This is a genomic window from Mangrovimonas sp. YM274 (assembly GCF_030908385.1).
Classification (GTDB): Bacteria; Bacteroidota; Bacteroidia; order Flavobacteriales; family Flavobacteriaceae; genus Mangrovimonas_A.
The window spans coordinates 2,324,524-2,339,738 of record NZ_CP133091.1 but is presented as its reverse complement, the minus strand read 5'-3'; the positions used below and the strand labels follow the sequence as shown (position 1 = coordinate 2,339,738).

Genomic DNA, 15,215 nt, shown 5'->3' with positions numbered 1-15,215 from the left:
TAGTGCTAAATATCAAGTCCAAACATATTCCTTAAGACTTCAATATTAGGATTTTTTTCCTTTAGTTTTTCATATTGATCTTCAGGGGTAAAGGCATATTGCTTTACAATTTCTTCATTGACTACGATATTCAAATTTAGGTCAAAATTTCTTAACCTCTTTTTGAGGAATTCCATCAATGGGTTTTGAGCGCGTTCCAATTCTACTTTTAAGGTGGAATTTGGGAATTCCAATCCAATAGTTGTTCCGTTCAATTTTGGTGTATTCATCTCAAGGATGGATACCATAATCTTTTCGCCCTTTGCGTGAAGTTTTTCTATATAGGCGTGCCATGCATCCATAAATTCCTCTGGAGTAAATTCCTCTGTAGGAAGGTCGGCTGGATTCAATACTACTTCCTGCTGTTTTATTTGATGCTCTCGTTTGGCACGGATACTTTTTAGTGAAAGACCTGAGGTTCTCGCTTTATTGGCTTCCCTTTTGGCGATGATTTCTTCTGCAGTAAGTGCTTCTTGGGCGACCGGTTGCTTAGGGTTTTCGTTACTTGTTTTAGTAGGTGTAGCAGCAGTTTTTTGAGCAACTTCAGCTTTCGGTACAGAAACAGGAACTGGAGTAATCCCTTTATTTTTGAAATAGGAAGGCGGAATTATGTAACGTCTGCTATTTTTTTTTTCTCCATCAAAAGTGATAGAGGCAAGCTGCATAAGGCATAATTCAACGAGTAGGCGTTGATTTTTACTCGTTTTATACTTCAGGTCGCAATCGTTCGCAAGTTCTATACCCTTTAACAGAAAATCTTGTGAAGCTTTTTGAGACTGTTCCAAATATCTTTGAGAAGCATCTTCGCCAACTTCCAAGAGTTCTATCGTTTTTGGGTTTTTACAGACTAGCAAGTTTCTAAAGTGCGATGCTAAACCTGCAATGTAATGATGGCCATCAAAGCCTTTACTTAAAATACTATTGAATTGGATGAGCAAATCTGGGATTTTGTTATCCAAAATCAAATCGGTACTGGTTAAGTACGTTTCATAATCCAAAACATTCAAGTTTTCCGTAACAGCTTGACGCGTCAAGTTGGTTCCAGAAAAACTTACTACCCTGTCAAAAATGGAAAGTGCATCACGCATCGCTCCATCTGCCTTTTGGGCAATAATATGCAGGGCATCGTCTTCGGCAGTGATGCCTTGTTCTTCGGCTATATACTTTAAATGCTCTTTGGCATCTTTAACCGTAATTCGTTTAAAGTCGAAAATCTGACAACGGGATAAAATCGTTGGAATGATTTTATGTTTTTCTGTAGTTGCCAAAATAAAGATACAGTGCTTTGGTGGCTCTTCCAAGGTTTTCAAAAACGCATTGAAAGCGGCTTGGGAAAGCATGTGTACCTCGTCAATGATATAAACTTTGTATTTTCCAACCTGAGGGGGGATCCTAACTTGATCGGTAAGATTTCTAATGTCGTCTACCGAGTTGTTGGAGGCGGCATCCAGCTCAAAAATGTTGAAAGCAAAATCTTCATCTTCACTTTCGTTACCGTCACTATTGATCATTTTTGCCAAAATACGGGCGCAAGTAGTCTTTCCAACTCCTCTAGGTCCCGTAAACAGTAAGGCTTGAGCCAAATGGTTGTTTTCAATGGCATTGAGCAAAGTATTGGTAATAGCCTGTTGACCTACAACATCTTTGAAGATTTGAGGTCTGTATTTTCTGGCTGATACGATGAAATGTTCCATTGAAAAAACTTAGAACAACAAAATTAAAAATTCAATTGTAAATAGGGAATTATGAGGTCTAATTTTAAAAGGAGTTATCAACAACTTATTTAGAAGTAGAGGAGATTGCTGAAATAAAGGCAATAAAATAAATACCTTTTAAATGGTAGAAATTAGGAATTGTTATTTGTAAATTTGCATCCAAGTAAATCGCCTTATCGAACCAATTTATTGGTTAGGAAAGTCCGAACACCATAGTGCAGTATAGTGGTTAATGGCCACCAGTCGTGAGGCTAGGAATAGTGCAACAGAAAGGATGTACAGGTAATGCTGTAGTGAAATCATGTAAACTCTATACGGTGCAATGTCATGTATACCAGCGTTTGAGGGCGGCACGTTCGATGTTGGAGGGTAGGCAGCTAAAGTGTGCTGGTAACAGTAGACTCAGATAAATGATAAGGGCTCCATACGGAGTACAGAATTCGGCTTATAGATTTACTTACTTAAACAGGCCCATTTTTAATGGGCTTTGTTTTTTATAAATAATTGAGATTTTTAAGTTTATTCCTCTTCGGAAAGATCTTCTGCTTCTATTTCAAAAAAACTAAAAACGCTACCACCGTAATTTTTGGAGTAGGCAAAGTGCTCCATACTTGATAAGTCGGTATGCTTTGAATGCTCTACAATTAATACCCCATCGTCTTCCAACAACTGATTTTGAAAGACTAAATTGGGAATGGTTTCAAATTGTTCTTGGGAAAAACCATAAGGAGGATCTGCAAAAATGACTGTAGCTTTTGACCTAGTACTTTCCAAAAACTTGAAAACGTCACTTTTTATGGTGGAGATTGGCAAGTTAAAAGCTTCGGATGTTTCATTGATAAATTTGATACATCCAAAATTTTGGTCTACTGCAGTAATTTGCTCGGTACCGCGGGAGGCAAACTCGTAACTAATACTTCCAGTTCCTGAAAATAGATCAATTACCGAAATTTCATCAAAGTAATACAGGTTGTTGAGAATGTTGAACAAGGCTTCCTTAGCCAAATCGGTAGTTGGCCGCACGGGGAGTTTTTTGGGAGGTGTTATACGTCTTCCTTTGTATTGTCCAGAAATAATGCGCATTACTTAAAACTGTTTAAAAGAACATAATCGTTATGGGCAACGCTAGGTTCTTCAATGAAATTAAATTTATGGTGAGGCATGACAAACTCAACATTTCTAATAAAGGTATAGACTATTTGATAGAGGTCGTCTCCTTCTGCTATGGTTCCCATTAATTTTAACTTTAAGGTTTCGGGATCCATTTTCAATTGCTCTATGGTAAACAGGATGTAGTAAATAAAATCTTCCTTGGTTATGTATTCAAACGTGTTGTAAAGTACCAAGTTGTAATCTTTCACGACTACAATTTCAAAACTGTGTTCATTAACGTTTACATAGATGTTGGGAACGTTGGATAGCGGTTGGTGCTTTAGAATATGTTCTATTAAAATGGTAGAAGAATGTTTGTATTCAAAAGAGCCAAACCTGTCAAACATAAAGTTGTTGACATTTACCAAAGGTACGTATACGTTTACCGAATCGTTAAAGTGGATGTCATCAAATGAGATGTAATCGGTGGTTAGTATCTTGGCATTGAATTTTAGATAGTCTGCACAATGGGCTTCATCAAATAAGGGTTTTGGAACCAAACAAGACAGTTCGTTTTGATAAATAAGAAGCACTTCACTAAAGGTCTGGTCGTAAACGGCACCTTCATCCAAAGTTGCAATGATACGTTCCAAAATATCAAAAGGCGTTAGTTTCTTATCAAAAGGAACGTGTTGAATGTGCCCAATGGTATTTTTGGATCTATTTAAAATACAAAAAGAAAGTCCACTCAAACTAATTTGAATGGACAGTTCTTTAATATCGTTCTGATGCAATTTTTTACTCGTTTGAATAGTTTTTAGGCCAGTTTCCATTTGTGTTTACTTCGTTCATGGAACCTACTTTAAGCGCTGGACCATTTACGTCGTCCACAGAAATCACTTCGTTTTCTTTCGCTACTAAGTTTTGATCTTGGTCAAAAAGAATAACGTCTTTTTGAACAGAGGCTTCAAATACAGGGATTTCATCTAAAGTTCCTGCCTTTAATTCAAATTTAGCTCCTGGTTTTCCTACAGGTACATTCATCATTGTTTTATAACGAGTGTCTGCCCCAAAAAGAGAGTCTTTTACAGGAACAAAATCCAAGGTGTCAATAATGATAATATCTTTTCTCATTTCTACACCACCATAGCGTTTTGTAAGCTCCTCATCAACAATACTAGAATCTCTACGTTGCGTAATGGTAAACTGCGCCGTATCAATGAACTTTACTAAATTGTCAAAATTGTCAGTAAACTTACCAGTCACGGTTTTGTGTGCTAATTCGGCATCTCTAATATCTTTCAATTTTTCAATTACTGCCGCATAGCGCTTCTTTTTAAGTTGGTTGAATTGGATTTCTCCATAAACAGACATAAATGTAGAATATGCCAAAAAGCCAATAAGGATCCATAAGGCTATATTGATCAAAGGCTTAACTTTTTTCGGAACAAATTTATCAATCAACCATACGATTCCTATCGTACCTAGAATAATAATTACAACAGCAATAATTATTGTTAACATAGTTAGTTATTTTTATTTTATTAAAGGTGATACGCAAATCTACAACTTTTTTTTATTCACGAAAACCAATGCAAATAAAATTCATTTAAAAAAGAAAGATATGAAATTTGTTTCACATTATTGGGGTTTAATTTTATTTAGATATGCTTTAGCCCTCTCTTATATATATAGTATCTTGCCAAAAATTCAATTTTAAAAGATTAATGACGGCTGCCGACTTCTATAAACTCATCAAGAAAAAGTTTCCTTTTGAACCTACTGTAAAGCAGAATACTGTTTTAATACAGTTATCGGAGTTTATTTTTGATAAATCGCCAAATGCTCTGTATTTGTTGAAGGGGTTTGCGGGAACGGGAAAGACCAGTATTATTGGAACTATTGTTTCTAATCTTTGGGAGGCCAAAAAAAGTGCCGTTTTAATGGCACCTACGGGAAGAGCCGCCAAGGTGATTTCCAATTATTCGGGAAAGGAAGCCTTTACAATTCATAAAAAAATATACTTTCCTAAAAAAGAAAAGGGAGGAGGCGTTAAGTTTGTGCTTCAGCCTAACAAACACCGCAATACTATATTTATTGTAGACGAGGCATCCATGATTCCTGATACTCCTGGAGAATCCAAATTGATGGACAACGGTTCGCTGCTCGATGATTTAATGCAATATGTGTATTCTGGTCACCAATGCAAATTGCTTCTAATTGGCGATAAGGCTCAGCTTCCGCCAGTCAAATCCGATTTAAGTCCAGCCTTGGATGGACAACGTCTAGACCTTAATTACAATAAAAAGGTTTCCAGCATTGAGTTGGATGAAGTAATGCGTCAAGGTCAGGAATCGGGCATTTTATGGAATGCAACCAATATTCGTGAAATTCTGGAAGACCATTTTTATGATGGGTTTAAGTTTAACTTAAAAGGTTTCCATGATATTGTTAGATTAATTGATAGCCATGAAATAATGGATGCCATCAATGATGCCTATAGTGACAAGGGACATGAAGAAACTACCATAATTGTACGAAGTAATAAACGCGCCAATTTATATAATCAGCAGATAAGGAACCGGATTTTATTTAAAGAGAATGAATTGTCTGCCGGTGATTATTTAATGGTTGTAAAGAACAATTATTTTTGGATTAAACCCACAACCGAAGCTGGGTTTATTGCCAATGGTGATATTATAGAGGTTTTGGAGATTTTTAGCATCAAGGAGCTCTATGGATTTAGGTTTGCCGAAGTGAAAGTTAAAATGGTAGATTACCCACGAATGAAACCTTTTGAAACAGTGCTGATGCTCGATACCATTGAAGCTGAAACCCCTTCGTTAACTTATGAGGACTCTAACAGGTTGTATCAAGAGGTTCAGAAGGATTACGAAAATGAGACGTCTAATTACCGTAAGTTTTTACAAATAAAAGGGAATCGTTTTTTTAATGCTTTGCAGGTTAAGTTTTCCTATGCCATTACTTGTCATAAATCACAAGGAGGGCAGTGGGACACGGTATTTGTTGAACAACCTTATTTGCCCAACGGAATGGATCGGGATTATATGAGATGGTTGTATACAGCAGTAACAAGAGCTAAAGAAAAGTTGTACCTTATAGGTTTTAAAGACGAAAATTTTGAAGCTTAGTTTTTAGACTTAGTCGAGTTCTTATATGATATGTTATGACAATGGATGCAATCCTTGGTATATGTCTAGGTATAGGTTTGTCCGCTTCTGTGGGATTTAGGGTGTTTTTACCTCTTTTTGCTTTAAGTTTGGTAACACATTTTGGTCTTTGGGAAGTCAATGAAGCTTGGCTATGGGTAGGTAGTTCCACAGCTTTGGTTACTTTAGGTATAGCAACTTTAGTGGAAATCGTAGCATATTATATTCCATTTGTAGACAATTTATTGGATACTATTGCCATTCCTTTGGCCAGCATTGCAGGTACTTTGGTAGTGGTTGTCACAGCCACCAATTTAGATCCTGTAGTCATGTGGTCTCTAGCCATTATTGCAGGTGGCGGAACGGCGGCAGCCATTAAAAGTGGAGCTTCGGCTACAAGGGCTACTTCCTCGGTTTCTACAGCTGGATTGGGAAATCCCATTGTATCTTCAATAGAAACGGGGGCTTCTGCAGTCATGTCGGTTATGTCAATTTTTCTGCCCGTTATTGCTTTCATTTTGACACTTACCTTGTTATATGTCTTTTTCAGACTTTACAAAAAGATTAAGAGGTCCTAATTATAAAATCCTCCAAAAAGTTTTATTTTTGGACTGAAATATATCAGCTGATATGAAAATAATTTCCATGATTCCGGCACGTTACAGTGCCTCTAGATTTCCTGCAAAACTAATGCAAGATCTGGCCGGTAAAACGGTAATTCTTAGGACTTACGAAGCTACTGTGGCGACGCAATTGTTTGATGATGTGTATGTGGTAACCGATAGCGATATCATTTATGATGAAATTGTAAGCAATGGAGGGAAAGCTATTATGAGTCAAAGGGAACACCAATCGGGCAGTGATAGAATTGCCGAGGCAGTGGCCAATTTGGATGTGGATATTGTAGTAAATGTACAAGGAGATGAACCTTTTACAGAAAGAGAGAGTCTTCAAAAGGTGATTGAGGTGTTTAAAGAAGACCCTCACAAGGAAATCGATTTGGCATCTCTGATGGTGGAAATCAAGGATTGGGACGAAATTAGCAACCCCAACACAGTCAAGGTGATTGTCGATCAGCAAAACTTTGCCTTATATTTTTCGAGAAGTCCTATTCCGTATCCAAGAGATAAGGAGGCGGGAGCAAGATACTTTAAGCACAAAGGGATTTATGCGTTTAGAAAACAAGCCTTGTTGGATTTTTATGAGTTGCCAATGCAATTTTTGGAAGCCACAGAAAAGATAGAATGTATTAGGTATTTGGAATACGGGAAAAAAATAAAAATGGTAGAAACCAATGTGGAAGGTGTTGAAATTGATACACCCGAAGACTTGGAACGTGCCAAACAACTTTGGAAGTAAGCCATTCTAATTTTGAACTAGTTTGAAGAATGAATATCAAGATATAAAGGTTATAGGGTTTGACGCCGACGATACATTGTGGGTGAACGAAACTTATTTCCGGGAAGCTGAATTGGAGGTGGCTAAATTATTGGCGCCTTACGAGACGGCCAATAAGATAGATCAGGAACTGTTCAAAATGGAAATCAAAAACTTGCCCCTTTATGGCTATGGCGTGAAAGGTTTTGTGTTGTCCATGGTGGAAATGGCTTTGGAACTATCTAATAATTCGGTTTCAAATGCAACGATTTCCTCAATTTTGAACATTGGTAAGGATATGATCAACAAACCGGTGGAATTGTTGAATGGAGTAGAGGAAACCCTAAAAATATTATCACAGGATTACCGTTTGATATTGGTGACCAAAGGCGATTTATTGGATCAGGAGCGCAAGTTACAAAAATCGGGTCTTTCAAATTACTTTCACCACATTGAGGTGGTAAGCGAAAAGGAAGAACGGGATTATTCCAAGTTGTTGAACCATTTAGATATCAAACCATCAGAGTTCCTTATGGTCGGGAACTCTTTAAAATCAGATATTTTGCCTTTGGTAAACCTTAAGGCAAAGGCCATACATGTTCCGTTTCATACCACATGGATACATGAGCAGGTATCGGAAACAGAAACAAGAAATAAAAATTACAAAACAGTAAATAGTTTGCCTGAAATTATTCAGGTATTAACTGAACAATAAAAGAAATACATGAGTTTTAAAAATTATCCAATGGTATCCAGAGTGGTCTTTGGACGCGGTAGTTTTAATCAAATAGAAGATATGTTGGCGCCTAAGCGTATCAATTCAAAAGCGCCTTTCATTTTTTTGGTGGATGATGTTTTTGAGGGAAATGCTTGGATTACCGGAAGAATTCCATTGGCCTACGACGATAAGTTAATTTATATTTCGGCCGATGAAGAGCCCAAAACATCTCAAGTGGATGAATTGGTGGAGAAGATTATTTTGGATCATAAAGATAGACCTTCGGGGATTATAGGAATTGGAGGAGGAACTATTTTGGATTTGGCCAAAGCCGTAGCCATAATGCTTACCAATGAAGGCGAATCCAAGGATTATCAAGGTTGGGATTTGGTTAAAAATCCTGCTATCTATCATGTAGGGATTCCTACCATTTCAGGTACTGGTGCGGAAGTGTCACGCACTACGGTATTGACTGGCCCAGATAAAAAGTTGGGTATCAATTCCGACCATACACCTTTTGATCAGGTTATTTTGGATCCAGAACTTACAAAGGATGTACCAACAGACCAATGGTTCTATACAGGAATGGATTGTTATATTCATTGTATAGAATCCTTAAATGGGACTTATTTGAATGCTTTTAGCCAAAGTTATGGAGAGAAGGCATTGGAACTATGTAAGGAAATTTTTATAGAAAATTCCTTGAGTGAAGAAGATATGCAGGATAAGTTGATGATGGCTTCCTGGCACGGTGGAATGAGTATAGCATATTCTCAAGTGGGAGTGGCCCATGCCATGAGTTATGGTTTAGGCTATTTGTTGGGAACCAAGCATGGGATTGGAAATTGTATTGTATTTGATCATTTGGAAGAGTTTTATCCGGAAGGGGTGAAGTTGTTCAAGAAAATGAAAAAACTGCACAATGTTACCCTGCCAAAGGGTCTGTGTGCAAATCTAGAAGACTCAGAGTTCGATATCATGATTGATGTAGCCATGAGTTTGGAACCTTTATGGGAAAATGCTGTTGGAAAAAACTGGAAGCAGACAGTTACTCGGGAACGGTTAAAAGCTTTGTATAAAAAGATGTAGTATGCGTAAGCTGGCCAAATTCATTTATTTCCGAATCTTGGGCTGGAAAGTGGTAGGAAATGTTACCATGTCTAAGGACGCGGTTAAAAAGGCAGTGCTTATTGCAGTACCCCATACCAGTTGGCATGATTTTTATATTGGCGTTTTGTTGCGCCAAGTGGTGGGAATCAAATCTAATTTTATAGCCAAAAAGGAATTGTTTGTAGGACCTTTGGGGTGGTACATGAAAGCTATTGGAGGAGCTCCAATCAACAGAGGAACGAAAGAGAATAAGGTAGATGCCATTGCTAGGATTTTTAAAGATAAAGATGAATTCCGGTTGGCTTTGGCTCCAGAAGGAACTCGTAAGAAAGTCGAGGAGTGGAAAACAGGGTTTTATTATATTGCTAAGGCTGCAAATGTTCCTATTATTATGTTCACACTTGATTTTAAGAATAAACAGAACTTAATATCAGAGCCCTTTTACCCTACGGATGATAAAGAAGCTGATTTTAAATATATGCAGGCTTTTTTTAAGGGAGTAAAAGGTAAAATTCCTGAATATTCATAAAAAAGGCTATCCATTTGGATAGCCTTTTTTTAATAGGATGTTATTATACTTATTTAATTTCCTTTAAGGTATTTTCAACCAACGTTTTTAAATGAAGTTTATGTGCTTTCGATGAAATATTTCCATAAGGGGCAGCCATAATCTTAATTCTATTCAGGTTGTATAGAGCCATGGATTTAGCATTGTTGTCAAATCTGGCACTTTGGTTACCAGTAAGCATTTCAATTAACATTTTAGTGTATTCAACTTGTAAATTTTGACGGGTTGAAGATACATCTCCATAGATGTCCGCCTTAAAAATAGCATTGGTCAAATCTACCATGAAATCAGACATTTTGTATTGGTTGCCATACATTTCGGAATCTGTAATTCTTTGTAGGGTATTAGGATGCAATAAATGGCGTAATACATTTTTCTGACTGGAAAGGATGTGGTCATGAATTTTGATATCCTCTGGTCCTCTGAAGAAATTTTGACCTCTTCGTCTGCTTGCCAGATAATTGTAAAGCTCATTTGGAGCGGTGAATGCATCTGGCGCAAATACATACTTGTTAAGAGCGTCCATAGCCCGTTTTTGGTCTTCTAAACTTACTGGAGTGTACGGTTGAGTGGCACCTTCCTGACCAATCATAGCTCGGTCTACATAAACACCTCCAATGTATCTGGAAATGACATTTGCAGCATTGGATTCTTGTCTAATTAAGTTGGAGTAGGCACGTTTTAAATCGTCGTATGAATTGCCTTTGGTAGAAAATTTCAAACGGATATTATCCATTAAGTCTTTGGAAAGTTCAATGGTGTTGATGGCATACTGAATGGCATCACTAGACATATCTCCCACATTAACTCTTGGGTCTATGGCTTTTCCAGGACTACGCATATCATCGGCATCGTTACCAAAAACAAGTTCTGGTCTTGTGGACATGTTTAAAAGCATTTCATGCTCTGCTTTTGATTTAAACGGTGTGTACCCTAATTGAATAGCCCAAACATCGTATGGACCTACAGCTGTGTCGTAAAATTGACCTTGGTTTGCAGGATCCTTACTTAAATTGATAGGAGCATAATCCATTACAGAGCCAGTAAGGCATTTACCTTTTGTAAATTCGGGGTCTGCCAATTGCTCAGGCGTATAGATTTGACTGGCCTTCATGTTGTGGTTCAATCCTAAGGTATGACCTACCTCATGCATGATCAAAGCTTTCATGGCTTCCTTCTTCATACGTTCCATTTGCATATCAGAGGCATTATAGGCCTGCAACATGGTGTTCCCAAACATTAAGTTTTCATGAACTACATGGCCCATAGAACAGTACATTGGACTGTTTTTTGAAAATTGTTGGGCTTCCATGTTTGTAGCGCCCTGTGCATTACCATATAGCTTGTCATAAAATACTCTGTTGGTAAAGTGAAGGTATTCCAACATAATGTCGGCACCTAAAATTTCCCCAGTTTTAGGGTTGGCAAAGCTAGGTCCGTAACCTCCAAACCTTGGGGCACTGGAAGAGGCCCATCTCAATACGTTGTAATTGATGTCTCCTGCATCCCAATCCGCATCGTCCGGTTGGAATTTAACTTGTACAGCATTAAGGAATCCTGCTTTTTCAAAAGCTTCGTTCCACGCCAAAACTCCTTCCATGATAGTTTCTCTCCATTCCAAAGGAGTGGTATTTTCAATCCACCATGTAATTGGTTTTACAGGCTCCGATAAATCGGCAGCTGGATTTTTCTTTACCAAATTCCAACGGTGAATTAAATCTCTATATGGAGTTGTGCTTGTTGATGTTTGATCGTCTACTTGAGTTGTAAAATATCCAACCCTTGGATCGTCAAAGCGAATTTCATAATCATTTTCAGGCATTTCAATTAAGCTGTGGTAAACTTCAATACTCACGTTTCTACCATCAGCAATAGCTTCAGAACCTCCATTAAGTACGGAGGCATTGGAGTACACATACTCAACTGCTAAATCCGTATTGTTTGGATAACTTTTGATATTTAGGATTTTTGATTTTCCTTTATCCAGATTCCCTAAGCTAAAAGCCATAGGCGATTGGCCTGGATATCTAGGAGGCTTAATTTGTGTAAAGGTTTCTTTCAGGAATAAGTCGTCGGCATCAATTAAATATAGGCCCTTGTCACTGTCATGAGCTTCAATTTTTAAACTGGCCAAAACACCATTGCTGGTATTGGCATCCTTAGCGTTGGCCAAAGGACTATTTGGGTCGAAATAGAAAGAAGTGTTTTGGGTTTCGAACTCAATGTTATTAAAATACTTTTTGATTTTAATGACCTTTGAATCGCCATAGGCTCCTCTAAAGCTGTTAGCCTCCATAACACCATCCATGATTTGTGAAAAATAGATGAATTCCTTGTCCAATTGCTCTTCGGAAACCAACATTTTAATGGATCCTGTTATGGAATCTTGGTACACTGTAAAGAGTCCTTCATTAACTTTGGAAGTTTTAATTAAATCGCTAATGGACTTTCCGTTGTTACTTGGTTTTTGAACCGTTTCTTGGTTGTCTTTGGACTTCTTTTTTTTGTTTTTGCGTTGTGCCTCCATATTCATTGGGGAAAAGGCAAGAAGACCAGCCATCACCACGGTTAGGAGTCGCGGAGAATAGTAGTTACATTTCATATGCAGATTAAATTTAGTTCTGGGCTGTAAGATATGATAATTAATTGAAAATTGAAGCCAGCTTTGTGACGCTATTCTTCAACTTTAAAAGACTTCATTTCATTGAGCGGCTCCAACACATTATAGTCTGCCCAGATACTTGGATCATATTGTTTTGGAGTTTCGTAATCGACATGTTTGCGCTCTACGGTTTCAACATACTGAGCGGCAGTGATAGGTTTTTGGGATAAAATCAAAACCTCCGAACGTTCCTTGAACACTCCTTCTACCTTAAATTCAAAAGCGACTTTGTTACGTCTGTTGTCGTTTTCAATAAATTTAAAAGGACGACTTATGTAAAAATAACTGTCGGTTTGTTCCGAAATATATTTTGGGTAATAGAAGCCATCTGCATCTTGCTGGTATATAACAGAGCCTTGGTGATTTTGTTCTACAAACTTAATTCCCAACAGTAGTTTTAAGTTGAATTTCTCTCCAACACGGCCTTTATAAAAATTATAATCGGCTTTTAGAACCGCAAATGTTTCGTTGGAAATGTATAGAGTTCCTTGGTAATCGGCCGAGCTGCGTCTAGGAATAAAGGAAATAACGTATACCATTTCGTTACCCAGGAATGTAATGTCCTCTAAAGTATACTTATACAATTTGGTTTCCAGTACAAAATTAAGGTTGGAATTGTTTTTGAAGCCATGGTGCTCCAACGGACTTTTTACATTACTCTTTAAAATTCCTATGGAATTGATGGTGTCCTGCATTTTATCGTTTCCGCCGGAAAGGGTGACAGAATCAGAGATTTTGAGTAAGCCCGTTTTAATAGTATATACCTTGTCTTTGTCCAAATGTTTTGAGATGATTTCTTTTCCTTTATCGGCTAGTACTTCCAAGGACTGACTGTTGTTTTTGTCCAAAAGCCGTACGGCCTTTTCTACCTCAAGTTTGGAGGCTTTTTCGTCTTGTATATTTAAATGGCCTACAAAATCCGTGTATTGTTTGGATTTATTGTTTAAAAGTGCGGATTCTAATTGGTTGAAATCTTGGTTAAAGGCTTTTAATTGCTTTCTTGAAAACCCCGTGGACTTATCGATTTCAAAATTTACATCCTTACCTTGTATGAATTCGGTTTTTCTACTGAAAACTTCATAATCCACTAGTTCTGTTTTGTAGTTTTTGGATAAGTTGTGATTAACATAATACAGGATGGAGTCAACGCTAAGTTTTCTATTGGTTAAAAATACCTCAGAAAGCTCATTGACCTGTTCTTTCAAGAAGTAATCTTTGGAAGTAAACTCTTCTACAACCATCCCTAATTTTTCATAGCCCAAACAAGAAATATACACAGAATCCTTTGGTTTGAATCCCGTAGTTCCTAAGGAAAAGTTGCCTTCCTCATTGCTTATTGTACCATGATGTTCTCCAATTTGGATGGTAGCAAAAGAAATAGGATTATTTTCTTTTGTGAGCACTCTGCCCGATACATTTTGAGCTGTTATGTTTTGAATAGAAAGAATCCCTGTAATTAGCAAAAATGCTAAAGTGAATTTTGGAGTAGACGTTTTACTCATACGTTCTTTTTAATTAATAACGAGTTTGATTGGGTTTTGTAACGTATGAATATAAAAAAACCTAAACATATGTTTAGGTTTTTGTAATAATTTTAAGAATCTTTTATTATTCGGTCTGTTCTTGCATTGTGTGGTACACGTTTTGAACATCGTCGTCTTCTTCAATTTTTTCCAAAAGCTTTTCTACATCGGCTGCTTGTTCTGGGGTAAGCTCTTTGGTCACTTGAGGGATGCGCTCAAAACCTGAAGATAGGATTTCAATATCTCTGGACTCCAATTCAGCTTGAAGGGCTCCAAAAGACTCAAATGGGGCATAGATCAGAATACCATCCTCGTCAACAAATACTTCCTCGGCACCAAAATCGATCAATTCAAGTTCTAGTTCTTCGGCATCCAAACCTTCAGCATTAATTCTGAAGTTACAGGTATGGTCAAACATAAATACTACAGAGCCTGAGGTTCCTAAACTTCCGTCACATTTGTTAAAGTAACTTCTAATGTTAGCCACGGTACGGGTATTGTTGTCGGTAGCGGTTTCTACCAAAATGGCAATTCCATGAGGTGCATACCCTTCAAAAAGGACCTCTTTATAGTCCCCAAGACTTTTGTCGGACGCACGTTTAATGGCACGTTCCACATTGTCTTTTGGCATGTTTACTGCCTTGGCATTTTGGATTACCGCTCTAAGACGAGCATTACTATCGGGATCTGGTCCACCTTCTTTTACGGCCATTACAATGTCTTTACCAATACGTGTAAAGGCCTTACTCATTGCCGACCAACGTTTCATTTTACGTGCTTTACGAAATTCAAAAGCTCTTCCCATAGGATAAATATTATTAGTGTTTCGCTAATGCGAAAAATCTTGTGGTTTTAAATTGCAACGCAAATTTAGCAAAAAAGTGATGCTATAAAAATAAGGTTGCCAATTTCTTATTCTTGCACTTCAACAATGGTTTCTATGGCTTGTGCTAGTTCAAAATCCTTTTCGGTTACACCATCGGCACTATGGGTAGACAGTGAAATGGTAAGAACATTGTAGACATTTGTCCAATTGGGATGGTGGTTTAAGGCTTCGCACTCAAAAGCTATTCGGCTCATAGCGCTGAAACAATCCTTAAAGTTGTCAAATTCAAATTCAACATGAATGGCGTTTTCGTAATACTCCCAGTCAGGGAAACGCAATAATTTTTTTTCAATGGCTTCTTGGGTTAATGCTTTCATAAAATATAAAATTGGTTACCCTTAAATTTAAAAAAATA

The 15,215-nt window shown here is 37.4% G+C and carries 14 protein-coding genes and 1 other RNA gene; 7 read left to right on the top strand and 8 right to left on the bottom strand.

Features of this window, described 5'->3' with window-relative positions; genetic code table 11:
• Positions 1-5: 5 nt before the first annotated feature.
• Positions 6-1,733: a DNA polymerase III subunit gamma/tau gene (locus RBH95_RS10060; RefSeq protein WP_307899461.1), complete on the bottom strand. Its 1,728-nt coding sequence runs from the start codon at positions 1,731-1,733 to the stop codon at positions 6-8.
• Positions 1,734-1,914: 181 nt separating this feature from the next.
• Here RBH95_RS10060 and rnpB point away from each other — a divergent pair.
• Positions 1,915-2,218: RNase P RNA component class A (gene rnpB, locus RBH95_RS10055), an RNA gene on the top strand.
• A 55-nt stretch (positions 2,219-2,273) separates the two neighbouring features.
• Here the strand turns inward: rnpB and rsmD are convergent.
• The 3 genes from rsmD to RBH95_RS10040 are packed head-to-tail and all read right to left on the bottom strand — an operon-like array spanning position 2,274 to position 4,370.
• Positions 2,274-2,837 (bottom strand): 16S rRNA (guanine(966)-N(2))-methyltransferase RsmD, encoded by a 564-nt coding sequence (gene rsmD, locus RBH95_RS10050; protein ID WP_307899460.1) that lies wholly within the window; start codon positions 2,835-2,837, stop codon positions 2,274-2,276.
• A complete protein-coding gene (locus RBH95_RS10045) occupies positions 2,837-3,640 on the bottom strand; it encodes a DUF3822 family protein (protein WP_307899459.1) in 804 nt (267 codons plus the stop codon). Before RBH95_RS10045 ends, rsmD begins: the two co-directional genes overlap by 1 nt.
• 4 nt (positions 3,641-3,644) lie before the next feature.
• Positions 3,645-4,370 (bottom strand): hypothetical protein, encoded by a 726-nt coding sequence (locus RBH95_RS10040; RefSeq protein ID WP_307899458.1) that lies wholly within the window; start codon positions 4,368-4,370, stop codon positions 3,645-3,647.
• Between the two features lie 203 nt (positions 4,371-4,573).
• Between RBH95_RS10040 and RBH95_RS10035 the strand changes: the two genes are divergently transcribed.
• The 6 genes from RBH95_RS10035 to RBH95_RS10010 are packed head-to-tail and all read left to right on the top strand — an operon-like array spanning position 4,574 to position 9,750.
• Positions 4,574-5,998: an ATP-dependent RecD-like DNA helicase gene (locus tag RBH95_RS10035; RefSeq protein ID WP_307899457.1), complete on the top strand. Its 1,425-nt coding sequence runs from the start codon at positions 4,574-4,576 to the stop codon at positions 5,996-5,998.
• A gap of 35 nt (positions 5,999-6,033) precedes the next feature.
• The gene (locus RBH95_RS10030; protein WP_307899456.1) at positions 6,034-6,594 is read left to right on the top strand and encodes a DUF4126 domain-containing protein; all 561 of its coding nucleotides are present in this window, start codon (positions 6,034-6,036) and stop codon (positions 6,592-6,594) included.
• 52 nt (positions 6,595-6,646) lie between these two features.
• The gene (kdsB, locus tag RBH95_RS10025; protein ID WP_307899455.1) at positions 6,647-7,375 is read left to right on the top strand and encodes a 3-deoxy-manno-octulosonate cytidylyltransferase; all 729 of its coding nucleotides are present in this window, start codon (positions 6,647-6,649) and stop codon (positions 7,373-7,375) included.
• A gap of 22 nt (positions 7,376-7,397) precedes the next feature.
• Positions 7,398-8,108 (top strand): HAD family hydrolase, encoded by a 711-nt coding sequence (locus tag RBH95_RS10020; RefSeq protein WP_307899454.1) that lies wholly within the window; start codon positions 7,398-7,400, stop codon positions 8,106-8,108.
• A gap of 9 nt (positions 8,109-8,117) precedes the next feature.
• Positions 8,118-9,200 carry an iron-containing alcohol dehydrogenase family protein gene (locus RBH95_RS10015; protein ID WP_307899453.1) on the top strand — a complete coding sequence of 361 codons (1,083 nt, stop codon included), beginning with the start codon at positions 8,118-8,120 and terminating at the stop codon, positions 9,198-9,200.
• A gap of 1 nt (position 9,201) precedes the next feature.
• Entirely contained in the window at positions 9,202-9,750 is a 549-nt protein-coding gene (locus RBH95_RS10010) for a 1-acyl-sn-glycerol-3-phosphate acyltransferase (protein ID WP_307899452.1), read from the top strand.
• Between the two features lie 49 nt (positions 9,751-9,799).
• Here RBH95_RS10010 and RBH95_RS10005 read toward each other — a convergent pair whose 3' ends face one another.
• From RBH95_RS10005 to RBH95_RS09990, 4 genes are all read right to left on the bottom strand, one after another.
• Entirely contained in the window at positions 9,800-12,391 is a 2,592-nt protein-coding gene (locus tag RBH95_RS10005) for a zinc-dependent metalloprotease (RefSeq protein WP_307899451.1), read from the bottom strand.
• Positions 12,392-12,462: 71 nt separating this feature from the next.
• Entirely contained in the window at positions 12,463-13,953 is a 1,491-nt protein-coding gene (locus tag RBH95_RS10000) for a carboxypeptidase-like regulatory domain-containing protein (protein ID WP_307899450.1), read from the bottom strand.
• A 106-nt stretch (positions 13,954-14,059) separates the two neighbouring features.
• Positions 14,060-14,779, bottom strand: coding sequence for a YebC/PmpR family DNA-binding transcriptional regulator (locus RBH95_RS09995; RefSeq protein WP_307899449.1), 720 nt, complete (start codon positions 14,777-14,779; stop codon positions 14,060-14,062).
• A 107-nt stretch (positions 14,780-14,886) separates the two neighbouring features.
• Positions 14,887-15,177: a 4a-hydroxytetrahydrobiopterin dehydratase gene (locus tag RBH95_RS09990; RefSeq protein WP_307899448.1), complete on the bottom strand. Its 291-nt coding sequence runs from the start codon at positions 15,175-15,177 to the stop codon at positions 14,887-14,889.
• Between the last annotated feature and the right edge of the window lie 38 nt (positions 15,178-15,215).

What these genes read in the sequence shown, in the direction of transcription:
- RBH95_RS10060 (WP_307899461.1), bottom strand. Translation starts at nt 1,733, where the DNA reads ATGGAACATTTCATCGTATCAGCCAGAAAATACAGACCTCAAATCTTC.
- rsmD (WP_307899460.1), bottom strand. Translation starts at nt 2,837, where the DNA reads ATGCGCATTATTTCTGGACAATACAAAGGAAGACGTATAACACCTCCC.
- RBH95_RS10040 (WP_307899458.1), bottom strand. Translation starts at nt 4,370, where the DNA reads ATGTTAACAATAATTATTGCTGTTGTAATTATTATTCTAGGTACGATA.
- RBH95_RS10035 (WP_307899457.1), top strand. Translation starts at nt 4,574, where the DNA reads ATGACGGCTGCCGACTTCTATAAACTCATCAAGAAAAAGTTTCCTTTT.
- RBH95_RS10030 (WP_307899456.1), top strand. Translation starts at nt 6,034, where the DNA reads ATGACAATGGATGCAATCCTTGGTATATGTCTAGGTATAGGTTTGTCC.
- kdsB (WP_307899455.1), top strand. Translation starts at nt 6,647, where the DNA reads ATGAAAATAATTTCCATGATTCCGGCACGTTACAGTGCCTCTAGATTT.
- RBH95_RS10015 (WP_307899453.1), top strand. Translation starts at nt 8,118, where the DNA reads ATGAGTTTTAAAAATTATCCAATGGTATCCAGAGTGGTCTTTGGACGC.
- RBH95_RS10010 (WP_307899452.1), top strand. Translation starts at nt 9,202, where the DNA reads ATGCGTAAGCTGGCCAAATTCATTTATTTCCGAATCTTGGGCTGGAAA.
- RBH95_RS10005 (WP_307899451.1), bottom strand. Translation starts at nt 12,391, where the DNA reads ATGAAATGTAACTACTATTCTCCGCGACTCCTAACCGTGGTGATGGCT.
- RBH95_RS10000 (WP_307899450.1), bottom strand. Translation starts at nt 13,953, where the DNA reads ATGAGTAAAACGTCTACTCCAAAATTCACTTTAGCATTTTTGCTAATT.
- RBH95_RS09995 (WP_307899449.1), bottom strand. Translation starts at nt 14,779, where the DNA reads ATGGGAAGAGCTTTTGAATTTCGTAAAGCACGTAAAATGAAACGTTGG.
- RBH95_RS09990 (WP_307899448.1), bottom strand. Translation starts at nt 15,177, where the DNA reads ATGAAAGCATTAACCCAAGAAGCCATTGAAAAAAAATTATTGCGTTTC.